Raw genomic sequence first — 16,982 nt, forward strand, 5'->3', positions numbered from 1 at the left:
GTTTACGCCCGACATGAGTGGAATAGTTGGAAAAGCTTCGCGAAGGCAGCGAATCACCTCTGTATCTATTAAACTCTTGCACCTTTTCGTTTATACATAAACCAAGAAACAATAATCGCAGCAATGAGTAAGAAACCTAAATAACCCGTAATTGGATACACAGTCCCAACAAGATTCACAAAACCTAAGAAACTAGCAATAAATGCAATCGCACCAAATAGAATAGTAAATACTTTAAACGAAGGTTTTTCGGGTTTCACGACACGTGCAGAAAACGCATAAAGCATGGCAACCGCGGTGTTATAAATCATCCCAATAAGAACAATTGCCATAATATACCCAACAACTGGGTGCATTGCATTTGAAAGTGTAATCATTGGCATTGCGACATCCGCAATTTTATCCATTTGTGTTAACATCGAAATATTAATTAGCAGTATTAGTAAACCTAATCCAAGCCCACCGATAATTCCACCGCGTCCTGCAACTTTTTGATCTTTTACCGTCCCACCAATTACCGTAATCATCGCCACGCCGGCTGCGATATTATAAGATACATAGAGTAAGGCACCCATAATCCAATTAGAAGCGGCTGGAGATGTTTTGGCAACGGCCGTCTCCATATCCAGTGAAGAGGGATCGAAATGGAACAAAGAATATCCTGCAATTACTACAACCATTATTAATAAGAATGGGGTAACCGAACTAATCAAACCAATAACCTTTTGCACATTTAACGTAACAGTTGCCACCGTAACAACCGCCATAAATAACCCACCTACAACTGCGGGTAAACCAAATTGTTCTTCAAAAATCGCACCAGCCCCGGAGAACATAACAACCGTTACACCGAACAAGAAAAACGTAATAATAATGTCCACAAAAGCACCTAAATACCGGCCACAAATATGGTAAATAACATCTTTATGAGAAGTCGTTTGAAGCCTACTTCCTAATTGCGTTAAATTCATACCAAGGAAAGCAAAAAGAGCAGCAGCAACGATCGAACCTGCAATACCTATATAACCGAAACTAGAGAAAAACTGTAAAATTTCTTGCCCCGAAGCAAAACCTGCCCCCACGATAATACCAATAAAAGCTGAACCAATTTGAAAACTTTTTTTCATATATTGCACTCTCCATTATTTGAATTATTCTGATAATTTTATGCGGAAAGCGCCCAATCTGTAAAAAGTAAAGGGCGCTTATTTAATTATCCTTTAAAGTTAAATGTATCCACCGTGTAACGATTCATTGCCTGGATATTCGGCTCATATCCAATCCCGTAATTTGTAGGTACTGTAATATAACCATCTTCTGCTACTACTTCAGGTGTGATCACATCTTCTTCCCAATAACGAGAAGAACCAGCAGTATCACCGGGTAAGATAAAGTTCGAAAGAGTCGTCAAAGCTACATTATGAGCGCGTCCAATTCCTGACTCTAACATACCACCACACCATACAGGAATGTTATTTTCCATACAGTAGTCATGAATTTTTTTCGATTCAGTTAAGCCACCAACACGTCCGATTTTAATATTAATAATTTTAGTACTGCCAAGCTCCACTGCTTTGCGAGCATCTTCCAATGAATGAATACTTTCATCCAAACAAATTGGCGTTTTTAACTCTTTTTGTAATTTTGCATGATCGATAATATCATCCGAAGCTAAAGGCTGTTCAATCATCGTCAAATTGAATTGATCTAGTTGTTTTAAAATATCGATATCATCCAATGTATATGCAGAATTCGCATCTGCCATTAATGGAACTTGTGGAAATGCTTCGCGAAGTGCTTTTATGACATCTATATCAAAGCCTGGTTTAATCTTCACTTTCATTCGTTTGTAACCTTCAGCTACATATCCACGAACTAATTCGATTAAATCTTCAGCGCTTTTCTGAATACCGATACTAATGCCGACTTCAATTTTTTCAGCGGTTCCACCAAGTGCTTGAGCCAAAGTCATTTGATTTCGTTTTGCATATAAGTCCCATATAGCACCCTCCACTGTTGCTTTCGCCATATTATTTTTACGAAGAGGAGCAAAGAGTTCATTTACTTCATCTGGATGCGCAATTTCTTTATTCAATACAAGCGGTATTAGAAAATCTCGRATCATATGTAAATTGGTTTCAAGTGTTTCCTCGTTATACCATGGGGAGTGGAATGCTGTGGATTCGCCCCAACCTGTATTTCCGAGTTCATCTGTCACTTCTAATAGAAGGAACTCTTTATCTTGGAATGTACCGAAACTTGTAGTAAAAGGGGTTTTCATTGTCATTTTCATTTTGCGGATATTAATTTCTTTGATTAGCATATTAGTTCTCCTTTGTTTGTAACGGAATTGTTGTTTTGTGCACGAATTGATAGTAGTTTACCGGTTCATCTGTTTTTCGGACTGCAACGAGCGTGTAGTCTTTTGAAAAGAGTGTTTGCATGATTTTTCGTATTTGCAAACGCCATTGCAATGCTGTTTCAGGACTTATTTTTTTCATTTCTTGAAATTGCTGGAGAATAGGTACTTCATATCCTTGTCCAGTTGGTTCAAATGAATCGGGTTCCAATAATACAGGTTGGTCTTGTTCAGACAAAATGGTTTGAAAAGGATTGTCGAAAACTATATTGCTTGGCATCCATTTTTCCTCGACACGCTCACTTGTAATCCACCATTCAATTTGTAAACGATCCGTTGGTAAGCCAGCGTTAATCCCACCCGTCATTTCCCCGTAGCAGTTTTCAATATACGTATCAACGATGCCATAAAGTTTGGAAACGTTCAAATAAGCATTGCGACTTTCCAGTGGATCAAATGTCCAAGTAATCAGTTTATAACCCATTTCTTTTGCCACGATAAGTTGTTCTTCTTTTAATTTTTTACCGATTCCTTGCAATTGGTAATCTGGATGAATACCAAGCATATGGGAGCATAAATACGCTTCTTTGTTTTGATAGCCAGCAAAACCATAGGAAAAGCCGACTAATTTTTCCTCGTCAAATGCGCCGATGATTAATCCACCATTTTTAATTGCAGTAAGCGTTTGATGGACCGGAATTGCACCCATACCCCAAACGATCTCTTCTAATTGTTGAACGAGCTGCATTTCCTCGACCGTTTTTAACACGCGCATCGTAATTTGGTTCATATTATTTACTCCTTTGTTCGAAAAGTACCAATGATTGTACGGGCTAGAATTTCAATTCCAGTTATTATACAATCTCGGTTAAACGTCATATTTGGATGATGTAATCCAGGAGTTAAATCGCAGCCTAGTCCAAGCATCGTCGCCTTTATGTGAGGTCTTTTTAATGTATAAAAATGAAAATCTTCTCCACCTGGTGTAACGATAGGAGGGATGTAATAATTTGGGCCAATCGTATCGATGATTGCCCTTTTCATTAATTCAACAGCTGAATCATCGACTTCCGCTGCCGCAATCTCTGTTTCGATTTGAAAATCGATTGTAATATTATTTAGTTTGGCAACCGAACTAATGGCATGCTCTACTTTAGCTATCAATTCATTCATCGCGCTATTTGATTGTGCTCGAACATCGATACTAAATTCAGCGTTTCCGGGAATAATATTAGCAGATTCACCACCAGCTTGGAATTTAGTCAATTTTGCAGAATACGACATCATCGGATCTAAATAAATAGCTTGTATGGCTTGCACCATTTGTGCACCGACTTCAATTGCATTAACGCCAAGATGTGGTCTTGCACCATGTGCCTCCACTCCATGTATTTTCCCGCTTATTAGTTTTGCTGCACCGTGCAAAATGGCTGGAGCAGCATAGCCATTGCGAATTTCTTGAATTGGACGAAGATGTACACCGTATAAATAGTCAATATCATCTACTAGGCCTTTATCAATATAAGAAAGAGCGCCTGTACCTTTCTCCTCCGCCGGCTGAAATAATACTTTTAATGTACCTTCATTTGGAATGCCTAGTTTTTTCAATAAAAGAAGCGTCCCTAAAGCCATCGTCATATGTGCATCATGTCCGCAAGAATGATTGGCTTTAAACTCCCCTTCCACTTCCTGCCAAAGCGCATCCATATCTGTCCGGAGTCCAACACAAGGTTTACCACTACCAATTGTTACAACTAAACCAGTCGAATCATCGAAAGTAGTAACTTGGAATCCTTCTTGAATCAGAAAATCTTTCAAATAGGCAGTCGTTAAAAATTCATTCCAGCTAATTTCAGGATTAGCATGGAGATGTTGAAATACTGCTTCCACAGTAGGTTTTATATCGAATAATGCTTGTTTCATATTGGATCCTTTCCTTCCTCAAATAGAAAATGACTCGGAATCGTTTCATAAAGCGCTTGCCTTTTCATGAAATCCTCTTTTTGCTCCACGATTAAACCAGCAACAATCGCATTCATAAAGGAAAAAAGGGGAGAGACAGCATCTAAAGTAGATTTGTTAGCTGCATAAATCGGGAACAAGACATCACTATAGGCATGAATTGGCGCTAATATTGAGTCACTTATTCCTATAATATATGACTTTTGGTTGCGTATAAGCCCGGCTATTTGAATCGTTTCTTTCAAATAGCGATGGAATGAAATAATAATGACAACAGAATGCTCATCCATTTGAGTAATCGTACGGATAACATCTTCTGTATCAGGTCGCATAAAATGGACATTTTCTTTTACTAACCCTAAAGAAAAGGAAAGCCAATTAGCAGCCGAAAAAGAAGTTCGAAGACCGAGTACATAGACGGATTTCGCACTGGATAAACGTTGGACTGCTGTCTGATACGCCTGTTCATCTATTTGATTCATTGTCGTTAAAATAGATTCCCGGTCTTGTTCCATTACCGTTTTGTGGAAACTGTTATTTTTGGGAATAACCATTTTCGACTGCTGATAACTCGTTAAACTACTTTCTTTAAAAAATTGTTCTCTAACTAATTTTTGTAATTCCGTATAGCCGGAAAAACCAAGTGAATTTGAAAAACGAATAACGGTGGATTCACTAATCCCAATTCTGGAACCAAACTCTGCCGCCGAATATAATGCAATATCATTCGGATGCTCCGATACGTAGTTCGCAATTTTCTTTTGACCTTTCGACATCGTTTTAAAATGTTCACGTATTAAATCTAGTAATACCAAAGCTCAAACCCCTTTGTGAAGGAAATTCATCATTTCGTTAAAAATATGAAGTATTCACTTCATTTTGACTTAACTAAATTTATCACAATATTCAGGTGAATTCAATATATTAGGTGCTTTTTATATAAAAAAATCCCCACGTGTAGTGGGGAAGAGCGGCAAGGATATTAAGAACTTTTATTAGTTTCGATGAAATTTTCCCTTTCTTCCTCTAAGTTGTGAACTGGTCCCCCTTCTCCAATCATATTCAGAGAAGCAATGACATCTAAATCTTTTCGCATAGCCAACTCCTCAGGATCAATTGGATTTGAATACATAAGACACTCCTCCTTCAAAGCTTTAATACTAGTATATTAAAGTACCGGAAAAATATTTGATGGAACATTCGTTTTAATTGAATAAACTCGAGATTGGAAGCAAACTGTGCTCTTATCCGAGCGTATTTTTTAATGTCAATATCGGAGTTATTGCTATAATTCCAAAATTTAATTTTAAGTGTGTAAAAGCATCCAAAATGCAATTTCAGACAAATTTATCCTCTTAAAACATTATTGTTGTAATTTATGGTGAATTCCGACATTTGAAATAACTTAAAAGTCTATTACAATGGAAATTAAATGAAAGGAGCTGAAAAAACTGTCGACCGAACAATTTGTAAAAGTAATGAGTCACAGCATACAAAGGGTAGAGAAATCAGTTAAACAGATGGAACAACATACAACGATAACCAAAACAGAACAAGTACAATTAATGCAAGCAGTATTGGAATTAGCAGACAGAATAAAATCAATCGAAACACATGTTAAAATGCTTAAATAAAGGGTATTTTGAAAAGTCCTTCTATTAGAATACGCCAATATTATACTAGTTATGACTTTATTTTGACTTGGGTAAACCTTATACTGGATGATACAGGAGTGATATGAAATGGAAAAACAAATATTGGAAGTTCTTACAAAACTAAATGAAAATATGGATTCCATGAATACACGAATAGATACAATGGATACACGATTGGATTCCATGAATATACGAATAGATTCCATAGATACAAGATTGGATTCCATGAATACCCGAATAGATACAATAGATACACGTTTAGACAAATTAGACGCGAAAATTGACAATGGTTTATTGGAAGTCCATGCACGATTAGACAAAGGCTTTGCCGAAATCAGCCTACTATTTGAAGTGGTAGATACTCGCTTTGATCAAGTTGACCAAAGACTTATATTCGTTGAAGAGTTGACTAAAAAGACGGCTATACATGATGTGAAATATTTAAAACATAAAGTAAGCCAAATTGAACAAGACGTATTTCTGCTAAATACAGAAAACTAGTAAAAGGGGTCTAAATAGACTCTTTTTTTATTTTCAACAGTAATTCGTTGACATACTTCTAAAAATACTGTAAATTACCCAATGGACGAACAATTTTGTTTTTCCTAAAACTAATATTCGTATTTTGGAGTGTGAAATATGGAAAACGTATTCGATTATGAAGATATTCAATTAATTCCGGCAAAATGTATTGTAAATAGCCGATCAGAATGTGATACAACTGTAACTTTAGGTGGGCATACGTTTAAGTTGCCTGTAGTACCTGCCAATATGCAGACAATTATAGACGAAAAAATTGCAAATTATTTAGCGGAAAATGGTTACTTTTATATTATGCATCGTTTTGAACCAGAGACACGTATCGCATTTACAAAGGATATGCAGTCACGTGGATTAATCGCATCGATTAGTGTTGGGGTCAAAGAGGAAGAATATGCATTTATTGAACAATTAGCAGCTGAACAGCTTATACCTGAGTTCATTACAATCGATATTGCACATGGTCATTCAAACGCGGTCATTGCAATGGTTCAACATATTAAAAAGCATTTGCCTCAAAGTTTCGTTATCGCGGGAAATGTAGGTACTCCTGAAGCGGTAAGAGAATTAGAAAATGCTGGTGCAGACGCTACCAAAGTAGGGATCGGACCTGGTAAAGTATGTATTACGAAGATTAAAACTGGATTTGGAACTGGTGGTTGGCAATTAGCGGCGCTACGTTGGTGTGCAAAAGCGGCAAGCAAACCGATTATTGCAGACGGAGGAATTCGTACGCATGGCGATATTGCTAAATCAGTGCGTTTTGGCGCATCGATGGTTATGATTGGTTCGTTATTTGCAGGGCATGAGGAATCTCCAGGGAATACAATTGAAAAAGATGGAAAACGTTATAAAGAATATTTCGGTTCCGCTTCTGAATTCCAAAAAGGCGAAAAGAAAAACGTAGAAGGCAAGAAAATGTTCGTCGAGCACAAAGGTGCTTTACAAGACACGCTTACTGAAATGGAACAAGATCTCCAATCTTCTATTTCTTATGCAGGCGGCAATAAACTAGATGCCATTCGTAACGTAGATTATGTAATCGTGAAAAACTCCATTTTCAACGGGGATAAAGTGTATTAATAATTGGTATTAAATGGGGAGCGAGTTTTTTTCTCGCTCTCTTTCTTAGTTCAATGAAGGATTAGTTATTAATATTATTTTTAATAATCAAATGGTACAATAATAGTGTCATTCATCATTGAATGAATAATTCAATCACTAGAGGAGTGTGTCAAATGGCTGTAGATATTTATCTTAATTTTAATGGGAATTGTCGCGAGGCTGCAGAATTTTATGCAGAAGTTTTTAAAACAGAAAAACCACAAATTATGACTTTCGGAGAGGCACCTCAAGATCCAAATTATACCTTACCAGAAGAAGCAAAAAATCTAGTTATGCACACTCGATTAAACATTAATGGGAGTAATGTGATGTTTTCCGATACATTCCCAGGTTCTCCTTTTATCTTAGGAAATAATATTAGCCTAGCCTTTGTTAGCAAAAATGAAGAGGACATTCATGCAGCTTTTGAAGCACTTAAAGAGGGCGGAACAGTAACTATGGAATTGCAAGAAACATTTTGGAGCAAATCCTACGGAGCGCTAAAAGATAAATTCGGCATCGAATGGCAATTTAGCCACGAAAGCGAAGAACTAAAACAATAGTAAATTAATAAAAAGGCTGTTCAACCAAAATAGTTGGACAGCCTTTCATGTTGCGCAAATGGGTACGAACGTTGCGGGAAAGCTCCCTAACGTTGCGCAAAACCCCCGTCATCAATAAAACATTTTCCCAGGATTCAATATCCCCTTCGGATCAAACAAAGATTTCACGGATTTCATCAATTCCACCGCTTCTCCGTGCTCGGTCACTTGATATTTCATCTTACCTAAACCGACACCATGCTCTCCTGTACAAGTACCGCCCAGTTTAATCGCTTTTAGGGCAATTTGTTCATTCGTATATTCCGCTTTTTCTACTTCCAACGGATCATTTGGATCGTACATAACAAGTGTGTGGAAATTACCATCACCGACATGTCCAAATACTCCGCCAATCAGTCCGCTTTCTTCCAATAACTCGCGGCCAAACACAACCATTTCTGCTAATTTTGAAATCGGCACGCATGAATCAGAGCCCGTCGATACTTTGCCTTTAATATGTTTATAGGCATATGCCATTTCGTGTCTGGCTTTCCATAAGTCTGCTCTTTCTTTAGAGGAATTAGCGCGCTCCCAGTTATTAGACCCTAACTCTTTCATCAGTTCTTCTACTACCATAGCTTCTTCTTCCACAATGTTTGGAGCACCGGCAAACTCAAAAAATAAGGAATGTTCCGCTGGGAATGAATAACCACCATATTCATTTACTTGTTTAATACTTTCCGCATCCACGAGTTCCATGCGCATTACTTGAATACCACTAGATAATACGACTTGAGCTGCTTCGGCACACTCACCAGGTGTTTGGAACGTACATCGTGCTGCTAACACTTTTTCAGGAATGCCGTGCAATTTTACGGTAATTTTCGTTATAACACCAAGTGTACCTTCCGATCCTGTGAATATCCCGTTCAAATGATAACCAGAAGAGGATTTTTTCGCTTTGGAACCTGTATGTATTAAGGTACCATTTGCCAGTACTACTTCCAAATCGAGTACTTGATCACGCATCGATCCGTATCTCACTGCGGTTGTTCCGCTTGCATTTGTTGCGACCATTCCACCGATGGATGCATCTGCACCTGGGTCGATTGGAAAGTATAGCCCATACCTATTTACATATTCGTTCAGTTGAAGTCGAGTCATTCCAGGTTCAACTGTGATCATTAAATCCTCTGGTGAAAACTCTATCACTTTATTCATACGGTCGAAGTTTAATGAAATACCTTTATGAATAGGAATTGCTTGACCTTCCAAGCCGGACCCGGCACCAAATGGTGTAACTGCTATATCATGTTCATTTGCAAATTGAAGCACTTTTACTACATCATCTACATTTTCTGGGAAGACAACAAAATCTGGTTCCACAAAAGAGTGGGAAGATTCATCCCTGCTATGTCGATAAAGCTCAGATTCACTTTGGCTAACTTTTTCATTTCCAATCAATTGTATAACTTCTTCTATTTCCACTATTAATCACCCAACTTTTCAAAAATTCAAAAATTTATATTTACAAGTAGAATAGCATAATATATTATGATTGTATACAGTATACAGAAGGGAGTGATTCAAATTGAAAAAAATTATTCAAAAAGAATCGCTTGCAGATCAAGCTTTCAGCAGTATTAAAGATGCAATTATTGCTGGTAAACTTGCACAAGAGGAGGAACTGCCAGAAGAAAAGTTGGCTTCAGATTTAGGTATTAGTAGAACTCCCATTCGTGAAGCATTAAAGCGTCTTGCCGCTGAAGGTCTTGTAAATATGCATAAAGCAAGACCAGCAACAGTAGCTACATTTACGAAAGATAATGCCTTGCATTATATGGAAATTAGAAAACTTTTAGAAATCCATAATATCGAAAAAAATGCAGATCAACTTTCTGATCAAGTACTGTATGCATTACAAAAGAACTTGGAAGGACAATTAGAAGCAATTGATGTCAATGATTACAATTCATTTATGGATTTCGATCGGGAGTTTCATTTACTTCTTGCAAATATTGGAGGGAATGTGAAATTGGCTGAACTGATTAGCCAAATGAATACTGGGGTCAATCGAGCGTTTTTATTTCTATCCAATACATTACCAATCAGTGCAAGTGATGCTTATACAGAACATGTGGAAATTGTCCAAGCATTACAAAAACGGGAAAATGTTTTAGCCAAACAACTTATGATTATACATCTAGATAACGTCGAAGAAAGATTTCTAAATTATTATACTGGGGAGGAAAACAAATGAAGAAATTAGTAGCTTTATTATTAATAACTATGTTAGCGCTTACAGCATGTGGAAGACCTACGGAGAATTCAACTAGTGTAAAAGGGGAAGAGCAGGATGCATATACAATTCGAATTGCATATTTAGTTTCAGAGGAACAATCTTCTCACTTAGCCGCAAAAACATATAAAGAAACACTTGAAAAAGAGTCAGATGGTCGTTTAAAAGTAGAGTTATATCCAAATGGACAACTTTATCCATCCGACCGGGAAGCAATTGAGGCAGTTCAACTTGGAAATGTGGAAATGACAATTCCAGCAGTGGCACCACTAGCTTCATTTAACAAAAAGTTTATGGTATTCGACTTACCGTTTTTATTTGATAACAATGAAGCGGCATACCGCGCGTTGGACGGAGAACTTGGACAACAATTATTAGGGGAACTGGAAAACAATGATTTGAAAGGGCTTGTCTTTGCCGAAAATGGTTTCCGTCATATGTCTAATAATAACGGACCAATTCAAGGGACAGACGATTTAAAAGGGTTGAAATATCGTACACTTGAAAATCCAGTACACACAGACACATTTAAAGCGTTCGGAGCTAATGCTTCACCATTTGCATTCGGTGAATTATATACAGCACTTCAACAAAAAACATATGATGCAATGGAGTCACCAATTTCGCTTTACTATACGAACAAGTTTTACGAAGTGCAAGACTATTTAACGTTGACAAGCCACGTATACGCAGCAACAATCTTACTGATGAATAATGATTTTTATAATAGCTTACCAGCAGATCTACAAGAGCTTGTAGTGAAAGCATCTGAAGAATACCGCACGGAGCAAAGAAAAATTGCGCAAGAACAAGATGTKGATTTTTTAAATGACTTGAAAGAAAATGGCATGCAAGTAAATGAGCTAACGGATGAACAACGCAATGAATTTAGAGAAGCAACGAAAACAGTTTATGACAAATATGTACCGGAAATCGGAGAAGACCTAGTAAATATGGCGAAGGATGCAAATCAACAATAAGCAAGTGAAAAAAGGATGGGGGATGTAGTGTGTTAAAGAAATTTTCAAAGTTTGAAGAAATACTACTCGTTTTGTCACTTGCGGTTATGGTTGCACTAATTTTTGGTCAGGTTGTTGGACGAAAAGTATTCGATTCCGCACCTAGTTGGACGGAGGAGCTTGCACGATATATTCATATTTTCCAAGTATGGATTGGGGCAAGTTATGCGGTGAAATTACGCCAGCATATACGAGTGGAAGCGTTTATCACGCGCTTTCACGGCGTGTTCCGCCAAATATTAGAAACATTATCTATTATCGTATGGTTCATTATGGCATTATTTCTTGCGGTGTTTGGAACACAGCTTGTGTTAAGTAGTTTGAAACATGGACAACTTGCACCAGCTATGCAAATTCCTATTTGGATTGCCTTTCTAGCAATTCCACTTGGTGGAGCAGGGATGGCAATTCGATTAATTGTTCAGCTAGTTGAGGTGTGGAAAGGTAATTATGAAAAACCTGCTGATGAGGAGATAATCATATGACGGTAGCATTATTATTTGGTACATTGTTCATCTGTTTACTTATCGGCGTTCCTATTGCCATTTCACTAGGGGTATCTGCTCTTGTTGCAATCTATTTTGGCTCTACTTTACCCTTAGGTATTATTGCACAAAAAGCATTCACTTCTTTGGATTCTTTTCCACTTTTGGCCATTCCCTTTTTCATGTTAGCGGGGGTGCTAATGAGTAAAGGGGGCGTATCGAAGCGATTACTCGATATGGCGGCTGCCATGGTCGGGTGGATCGTTGGTGGATTATCACTAGTAACGGTAGTAGCTTCGATGTTTTTCGCGGCAATTTCTGGTTCTGGTCCAGCAACTGTAGCTGCGATTGGTGGATTTATGATTCCGGAAATGAAAGATAAGAAGTACGACGGAGGATTCGCAGCAGCGGTTTCCGCATCGGCAGGATCGATTGGAGTCATTATTCCACCTAGTATTCCTTTCGTACTTTATGGAGTTATTGGCAGTGTTTCGGTAGGAAGTATGTTTTTGGCAGGTATATTACCGGGGATATTAATCGGTATAGGATTGATGGTTACCGCTTATTTTATCGCAAAAAAGCGTGGCTATAAATCCGAAACAAATACTACTTTTTCATTTAAAGATGTATTAAAAGCTACATATGATGCAAAATGGGCACTTCTAATTCCCGTCATTATTTTAGGCGGTATTTACGGAGGTTTTTTCTCACCTACAGAGGCAGCGGTAGTTGCGGTAGTTTATTCGTTAATCGTAGGTCTATATGTATACAAAGAGTTGACTTGGAAATCCGTTTTTGAATGTTTCCGAGAAGCAGTTGTCATTAATGCAACAACGATGATTATTATCGGACTTTCGGTTTCATTTGCCTATTTTATGACTTTGGAAAGAGTTCCAGATGATATTTCGCTATTTTTAACCGAGTTATCTACGAATCCTATTGTTATATTACTAGCAATTAATATTATTCTTTTAATAGTAGGTATGTTCATCGATACGATTTCGGCGCTTGTTATTTTAACACCTATTTTATTACCGATAGTTGTAGCAGTTGGAATTGATCCAATCCATTTTGGCGTTATTTTGGTCGCAAACTTAGCGATTGGTTTTATCACACCGCCACTTGGTGTAAATTTATTTGTAGCCTCGAGTGTTGGGAATGTAAAATTCGAAAAAATTGTCATGGCTATAATCCCATTCTTATTCTCGATGATTATTTGTTTAATCGTTATTACATTTGTGCCAAGCTTGTCTTTATGGCTTCCAGGATTTTTTAAGTAATTAGAAAGAAGGATGACATATTATGCCTTTAAGCATTAATGCGCGTGCTAAAGCGCTTGAAGTCCCAGGTATTCGGCAGTTTTCGAATCAATTAGTGAACTTTCCGAATGCGATTAATTTAACAATCGGTCAGCCTGACTTTCCGACACCTTTCTCTGTAAAAGAGGCAGGAATACGTGCAATCGAACAAGATTTAACTGGCTATTCACATAACGCTGGATTACTAGAACTACGAGAAGCAGTTAGTCACTTTTTCACTACCAAATATGGATTTTCCTATGACCCACAGCATGAAGTCGTTATTACAAATGGTGCTAGTGAAGGAATAGATTCGATTTTCCGTACGATTCTAGAAGAAGGCGACGAGGTTATTTTACCAGCTCCAATCTATTCCGGATATGTGCCAATTATTGAATTATGCGGTGCAAAAGTTGTCTATTTAGATACAACGAAAACTGGTCTTCAGCCATCTACTAAGGAACTAGAAAAGTTAATAACAGAAAAAACAAAAGCTATTTTATTTAATAATCCTTCCAATCCAACAGGGGTTGTTATCCAAAAAGAAACTATGGATGACTTAGTTCAGATGTTGAAAGATAAGGATGTTTATATTCTTACAGATGAAATATATAGTGAAAATACCTTTAATGGAGCTCATATTTCTCTCGCTTCATATAAAGAGCTTCGGGAAAAACTATTTTATCTACATGGCGTTTCGAAGTCCCATTCAATGACAGGGTGGAGAATTGGGTTTGTGATGGGGCCAACGACAATTATGAAACAAGTAATGTTAGTGCACTCGTATAACTCCATATGTGCTTCCTTGCCAGCTCAATACGCTGCAATCGAAGCACTGACGAATGCAAAAGATACACCTGAAGAAATGAACGTGGAATATGTGAAAAGACGTGACTATGTATATAGTCGTTTAGTGGAAATGGGCCTGTCCGTTGAAAAGCCCAATGGTGCATTTTATATTTTTCCTTCGATTGAAAAATATGGCTTAAGTTCCTTCGATTTTGCGACTAAGCTATTACAAGAAGGTGGAGTTGCCGTTGTTCCGGGAAGTACATTCACTCCGTTTGGCGAAGGGTATATTCGGATTTCATATGCTTATGCTATGCCAATTCTGGTCGAAGGACTAAATCGATTAGAAAGATTTATACAGACACTTTAAAAAAATAGCCACTAACTAGTTTAGTGGCTGTTTACTATTTCAACTCCAAATGCTCTTTTAATTCTAAAGTTACTTGTGCGAGTTCTTCCTCATCCATCACATAATACCAAATACCATCCAGCCGTTTACCTGCTCCGTGTTCAAAAGCAATCGTATCTACTTGGTTCAATGCATTTTTATAGCCTTTTTGTATATCTATCATTTGTTCAAAAGTCATATTTGTACGGATATTTTGTTCAAATACGCTTAACAACTMTTTATAATTAAGCAAACTATTAATGGAAGCACCTTCTTTTAAAACTGCTTGTAGTACTAGCTTCTGTCTAGCTTGTCTACCAAAATCCCCAAGTGGATCGCTCATTCGCATTCGCACATAAGAAAGTGCTTGTTCTCCGTTTAAATGTATATTTCCTTCATTAAAATTAAACCCATCTTCTGTAAATGCAGCTGTATTTTCTACTGTAACTCCGCCAACTACGTCGACTATTTGAAGAAAACTTTCCATATTAACTTGAACGACGTAGTCAATTGGGATATTCAGTAGATTTTCAACAGAATGGAGGGACATGTCAATCCCACCAAAAGCATAGGCGTGATTAAGCTTATCAATCTTATCCATTCCAATCATTTCGGTATATGTATCTCGTGGAATACTTACCATTTTGATGGAGTTTAAGGTAGGATTGACAGTTAAAACAATCATCGTATCGGAACGTCCGACATCTTCCGCTCGTTCATCTACCCCCAGTAAAAGTAAGGAGAAGGGTTCTTTCTTTACCAACTCTACTTCTGTTTCTCTTAATTTAGACGTTTTACGTATTTCCGGCGCCTGAACTGTTTCAATCGCTACAGAGACGTCCTTATATAAAATACTCGCATATATAGCAGCTCCGAGTAGAAAACAGGAAATTAGCGTAATCCAAATGATTCTTTTTGACATGCTAGCCCTCGATTCTGTTGTTAGAAAGGTATGATTATATGTATGAATAAACTTAAAGAATTAGTAATCTTAGTATGCATAAAATTTCGCAAGTTTAACCCTAAAGTACCTTCCTACTTCTTTAAGAGGAAAAGCTCCCTGAAATATGCTAATATAGGAGGATAAATGAATTCGAAGCTTGCAGGAGGAAATCTAATTGACTGTTACAAAACAAGCCTTCTCACTAAACTTTTCTTTACTATCAAAGTTTATAAATGAAGAAGAAAAAAATAAATATACCAATATAATTAGTATGATACATGAAGAAATGCACGCACCAACAAGTAAAGACAGAGATGCATTAGGTTGGGTAGAGCTAGCCATAAAACAGGATCAAAAAGAAATAGAGCAAATGCTTGCTATTGCAAATGAAATAAGAACAAAATCTGCCGTATTAATTGTAATTGGAATTGGCGGCTCGTATCTAGGAGCAAAAGCAGTGCAAGATGCATTGACCCCTTATTTTTCGAAAAAAATGGGGGAGACAGAAGTAATTTATGCAGGACAAAATATGAGTGGAGCCTATATCAATCAATTACTTCAATACGTAGAAGACCGCGAAGTATATGTAAATGTCATTTCTAAATCGGGAACAACACTTGAACCTGCGATCTCCTTCCGAGTTATTAAGTCTTATATGGAAAAACGCTACGGAGAAGAAATCAAAAATAGAATTATTTTAACGACGGATCCAACCAATGGCTTGCTGCGTGAGCTTGCGCAAGAAGGAGGATTCAGAAGCTTTGAAGTTCCAGCAGATGTAGGTGGACGCTTTTCGGTCTTAACGCCAGTCGGATTATTTCCATTAGCAGTAGGCGGGATTGATATTAGGGCGCTACTAGATGGTGCCAAGCAAGCAACGAATGATTTAATGTTTTCCAATTACAAAGAAAACGAAGCTTATGAATATGCCTTATCTAGATATTTACTTGAGAAAAAAGGCTATATTATCGAAATAATGGCTTCATTTGAGCCCTCTTTACGGAATGTTTTTGAATGGTGGAAGCAATTATTCGGAGAAAGTGAAGGGAAAGATGAAAAAGGAATTTTCCCTGTTTCTGTTACATATACAACGGATTTACATTCGATTGGTCAATATATTCAAGCGGGCAAACGTCAAATTTTTGAAACGATTTTACATGTTCGCAATCAACAAGAGGATTGTACAATTCAATTGTTAGAGAATAATTTTGACCAGTTAAACTTCTTAGAAGACAAAACCTTTCATGATATTAATACAATAGCGAAGAATAGTTCGATCTTGGCGCATTATGATGGTGGCGTTCCTGTGATTCAAGTAGAGATTGATAAACTAGATGAATATCACCTAGGCTATTTACTTTATTTCTACGAAAAAGCATGCGCAATGAGTGCTTACTTATCGGGAGTGAATCCATTTGATCAACCGGGAGTAGAGTCTTATAAAAATAATATTTTTGCTCTACTGAATAAGCCGGGGTATGAATCGTTGAAAGAAGAATTGGAAGAAAGACTTGCAGAGATTTTTGAGTGAGTGTTATAGAAAAAAAAGGTCAGTACAATGGAAATCTCCTTTGTACTGACCTTTTTTCTATAGAGTAG

Annotated in this window: 17 protein-coding genes; 9 read left to right on the plus strand and 8 right to left on the minus strand. The window is 37.3% G+C overall.

Features of this window, described 5'->3' with window-relative positions; translation table 11 throughout:
* Window positions 1-68: 68 nt before the first annotated feature.
* The 6 genes from AC1DFT_RS18315 to AC1DFT_RS18340 all read right to left on the minus strand — a co-directional run bounded on the left by AC1DFT_RS18315 (window position 69) and on the right by AC1DFT_RS18340 (window position 5,453).
* Window positions 69-1,127, minus strand: a complete 1,059-nt coding sequence (locus tag AC1DFT_RS18315; protein WP_478160663.1) for a YkvI family membrane protein — start codon at window positions 1,125-1,127, stop codon at window positions 69-71.
* An 86-nt stretch (window positions 1,128-1,213) separates the two neighbouring features.
* Complete coding sequence (gene menC, locus AC1DFT_RS18320) at window positions 1,214-2,323, minus strand: o-succinylbenzoate synthase (protein WP_478160665.1); 1,110 nt, start codon at window positions 2,321-2,323, stop codon at window positions 1,214-1,216.
* A gap of 1 nt (window position 2,324) precedes the next feature.
* Window positions 2,325-3,149 carry a GNAT family N-acetyltransferase gene (locus tag AC1DFT_RS18325; RefSeq protein WP_478160667.1) on the minus strand — a complete coding sequence of 275 codons (825 nt, stop codon included), beginning with the start codon at window positions 3,147-3,149 and terminating at the stop codon, window positions 2,325-2,327.
* Between the two features lie 5 nt (window positions 3,150-3,154).
* Window positions 3,155-4,282, minus strand: coding sequence for a M20 peptidase aminoacylase family protein (locus AC1DFT_RS18330; protein ID WP_478160669.1), 1,128 nt, complete (start codon window positions 4,280-4,282; stop codon window positions 3,155-3,157).
* A complete protein-coding gene (locus AC1DFT_RS18335; RefSeq protein WP_478160671.1) occupies window positions 4,279-5,136 on the minus strand; it encodes a MurR/RpiR family transcriptional regulator in 858 nt (285 codons plus the stop codon). The genes AC1DFT_RS18330 and AC1DFT_RS18335 overlap by 4 nt, the downstream gene beginning before the upstream one ends.
* A gap of 167 nt (window positions 5,137-5,303) precedes the next feature.
* Window positions 5,304-5,453, minus strand: coding sequence for a hypothetical protein (locus AC1DFT_RS18340; protein ID WP_478160673.1), 150 nt, complete (start codon window positions 5,451-5,453; stop codon window positions 5,304-5,306).
* 610 nt (window positions 5,454-6,063) lie between these two features.
* On the opposite strand from AC1DFT_RS18340, the gene AC1DFT_RS18345 reads away from it, so the two are divergent.
* The 3 genes from AC1DFT_RS18345 (at window position 6,064) to AC1DFT_RS18355 (ending at window position 8,183) form a co-directional block, all read left to right on the plus strand.
* On the plus strand, window positions 6,064-6,477 hold the full coding sequence (locus AC1DFT_RS18345) for a hypothetical protein (protein ID WP_478160675.1): 414 nt from the start codon (window positions 6,064-6,066) through the stop codon (window positions 6,475-6,477).
* Window positions 6,478-6,615: 138 nt separating this feature from the next.
* The gene (guaC, locus tag AC1DFT_RS18350; protein WP_478160677.1) at window positions 6,616-7,599 is read left to right on the plus strand and encodes a GMP reductase; all 984 of its coding nucleotides are present in this window, start codon (window positions 6,616-6,618) and stop codon (window positions 7,597-7,599) included.
* 155 nt (window positions 7,600-7,754) lie between these two features.
* The gene (locus AC1DFT_RS18355) at window positions 7,755-8,183 is read left to right on the plus strand and encodes a VOC family protein (RefSeq protein WP_478160679.1); all 429 of its coding nucleotides are present in this window, start codon (window positions 7,755-7,757) and stop codon (window positions 8,181-8,183) included.
* A 111-nt stretch (window positions 8,184-8,294) separates the two neighbouring features.
* Here AC1DFT_RS18355 and AC1DFT_RS18360 read toward each other — a convergent pair whose 3' ends face one another.
* Window positions 8,295-9,650, minus strand: a complete 1,356-nt coding sequence (locus tag AC1DFT_RS18360) for an FAD-binding oxidoreductase (RefSeq protein WP_478160681.1) — start codon at window positions 9,648-9,650, stop codon at window positions 8,295-8,297.
* A gap of 103 nt (window positions 9,651-9,753) precedes the next feature.
* Here AC1DFT_RS18360 and AC1DFT_RS18365 point away from each other — a divergent pair, with 103 nt between their 5' ends.
* The 5 genes from AC1DFT_RS18365 to AC1DFT_RS18385 are packed head-to-tail and all read left to right on the plus strand — an operon-like array spanning window position 9,754 to window position 14,422.
* The gene (locus AC1DFT_RS18365) at window positions 9,754-10,422 is read left to right on the plus strand and encodes a GntR family transcriptional regulator (protein ID WP_478160683.1); all 669 of its coding nucleotides are present in this window, start codon (window positions 9,754-9,756) and stop codon (window positions 10,420-10,422) included.
* Window positions 10,419-11,441: a DctP family TRAP transporter solute-binding subunit gene (locus AC1DFT_RS18370; protein WP_478160685.1), complete on the plus strand. Its 1,023-nt coding sequence runs from the start codon at window positions 10,419-10,421 to the stop codon at window positions 11,439-11,441. The genes AC1DFT_RS18365 and AC1DFT_RS18370 overlap by 4 nt, the downstream gene beginning before the upstream one ends.
* A 29-nt stretch (window positions 11,442-11,470) precedes the next feature.
* Window positions 11,471-11,965, plus strand: a complete 495-nt coding sequence (locus AC1DFT_RS18375; protein ID WP_478160687.1) for a TRAP transporter small permease — start codon at window positions 11,471-11,473, stop codon at window positions 11,963-11,965.
* Entirely contained in the window at window positions 11,962-13,245 is a 1,284-nt protein-coding gene (locus tag AC1DFT_RS18380; protein ID WP_478160689.1) for a TRAP transporter large permease, read from the plus strand. Before AC1DFT_RS18375 ends, AC1DFT_RS18380 begins: the two co-directional genes overlap by 4 nt.
* Before the next feature lie 22 nt (window positions 13,246-13,267).
* Window positions 13,268-14,422 (plus strand): aminotransferase class I/II-fold pyridoxal phosphate-dependent enzyme, encoded by a 1,155-nt coding sequence (locus tag AC1DFT_RS18385; RefSeq protein ID WP_478160691.1) that lies wholly within the window; start codon window positions 13,268-13,270, stop codon window positions 14,420-14,422.
* Between the two features lie 34 nt (window positions 14,423-14,456).
* Here the strand turns inward: AC1DFT_RS18385 and AC1DFT_RS18390 are convergent, their stop codons facing one another.
* Window positions 14,457-15,362 (minus strand): LCP family glycopolymer transferase, encoded by a 906-nt coding sequence (locus AC1DFT_RS18390; RefSeq protein ID WP_478160693.1) that lies wholly within the window; start codon window positions 15,360-15,362, stop codon window positions 14,457-14,459.
* 196 nt (window positions 15,363-15,558) lie between these two features.
* Between AC1DFT_RS18390 and AC1DFT_RS18395 the strand changes: the two genes are divergently transcribed.
* A complete protein-coding gene (locus tag AC1DFT_RS18395; protein WP_478160695.1) occupies window positions 15,559-16,914 on the plus strand; it encodes a glucose-6-phosphate isomerase in 1,356 nt (451 codons plus the stop codon).
* Window positions 16,915-16,982 lie beyond the last annotated feature (68 nt).

It is taken from the genome of Psychrobacillus sp. 05T411 (genome assembly GCF_056396485.1).

Coding starts and splice junctions, on each gene's coding strand:
- AC1DFT_RS18325 (WP_478160667.1), bottom strand. CDS start 3,149: ATGAACCAAATTACGATGCGCGTGTTAAAAACGGTCGAGGAAATGCAG.
- AC1DFT_RS18330 (WP_478160669.1), bottom strand. CDS start 4,282: ATGAAACAAGCATTATTCGATATAAAACCTACTGTGGAAGCAGTATTT.
- AC1DFT_RS18385 (WP_478160691.1), top strand. CDS start 13,268: ATGCCTTTAAGCATTAATGCGCGTGCTAAAGCGCTTGAAGTCCCAGGT.
- AC1DFT_RS18345 (WP_478160675.1), top strand. CDS start 6,064: ATGGAAAAACAAATATTGGAAGTTCTTACAAAACTAAATGAAAATATG.
- AC1DFT_RS18380 (WP_478160689.1), top strand. CDS start 11,962: ATGACGGTAGCATTATTATTTGGTACATTGTTCATCTGTTTACTTATC.
- guaC (WP_478160677.1), top strand. CDS start 6,616: ATGGAAAACGTATTCGATTATGAAGATATTCAATTAATTCCGGCAAAA.
- AC1DFT_RS18315 (WP_478160663.1), bottom strand. CDS start 1,127: ATGAAAAAAAGTTTTCAAATTGGTTCAGCTTTTATTGGTATTATCGTG.
- AC1DFT_RS18340 (WP_478160673.1), bottom strand. CDS start 5,453: ATGTATTCAAATCCAATTGATCCTGAGGAGTTGGCTATGCGAAAAGAT.
- AC1DFT_RS18355 (WP_478160679.1), top strand. CDS start 7,755: ATGGCTGTAGATATTTATCTTAATTTTAATGGGAATTGTCGCGAGGCT.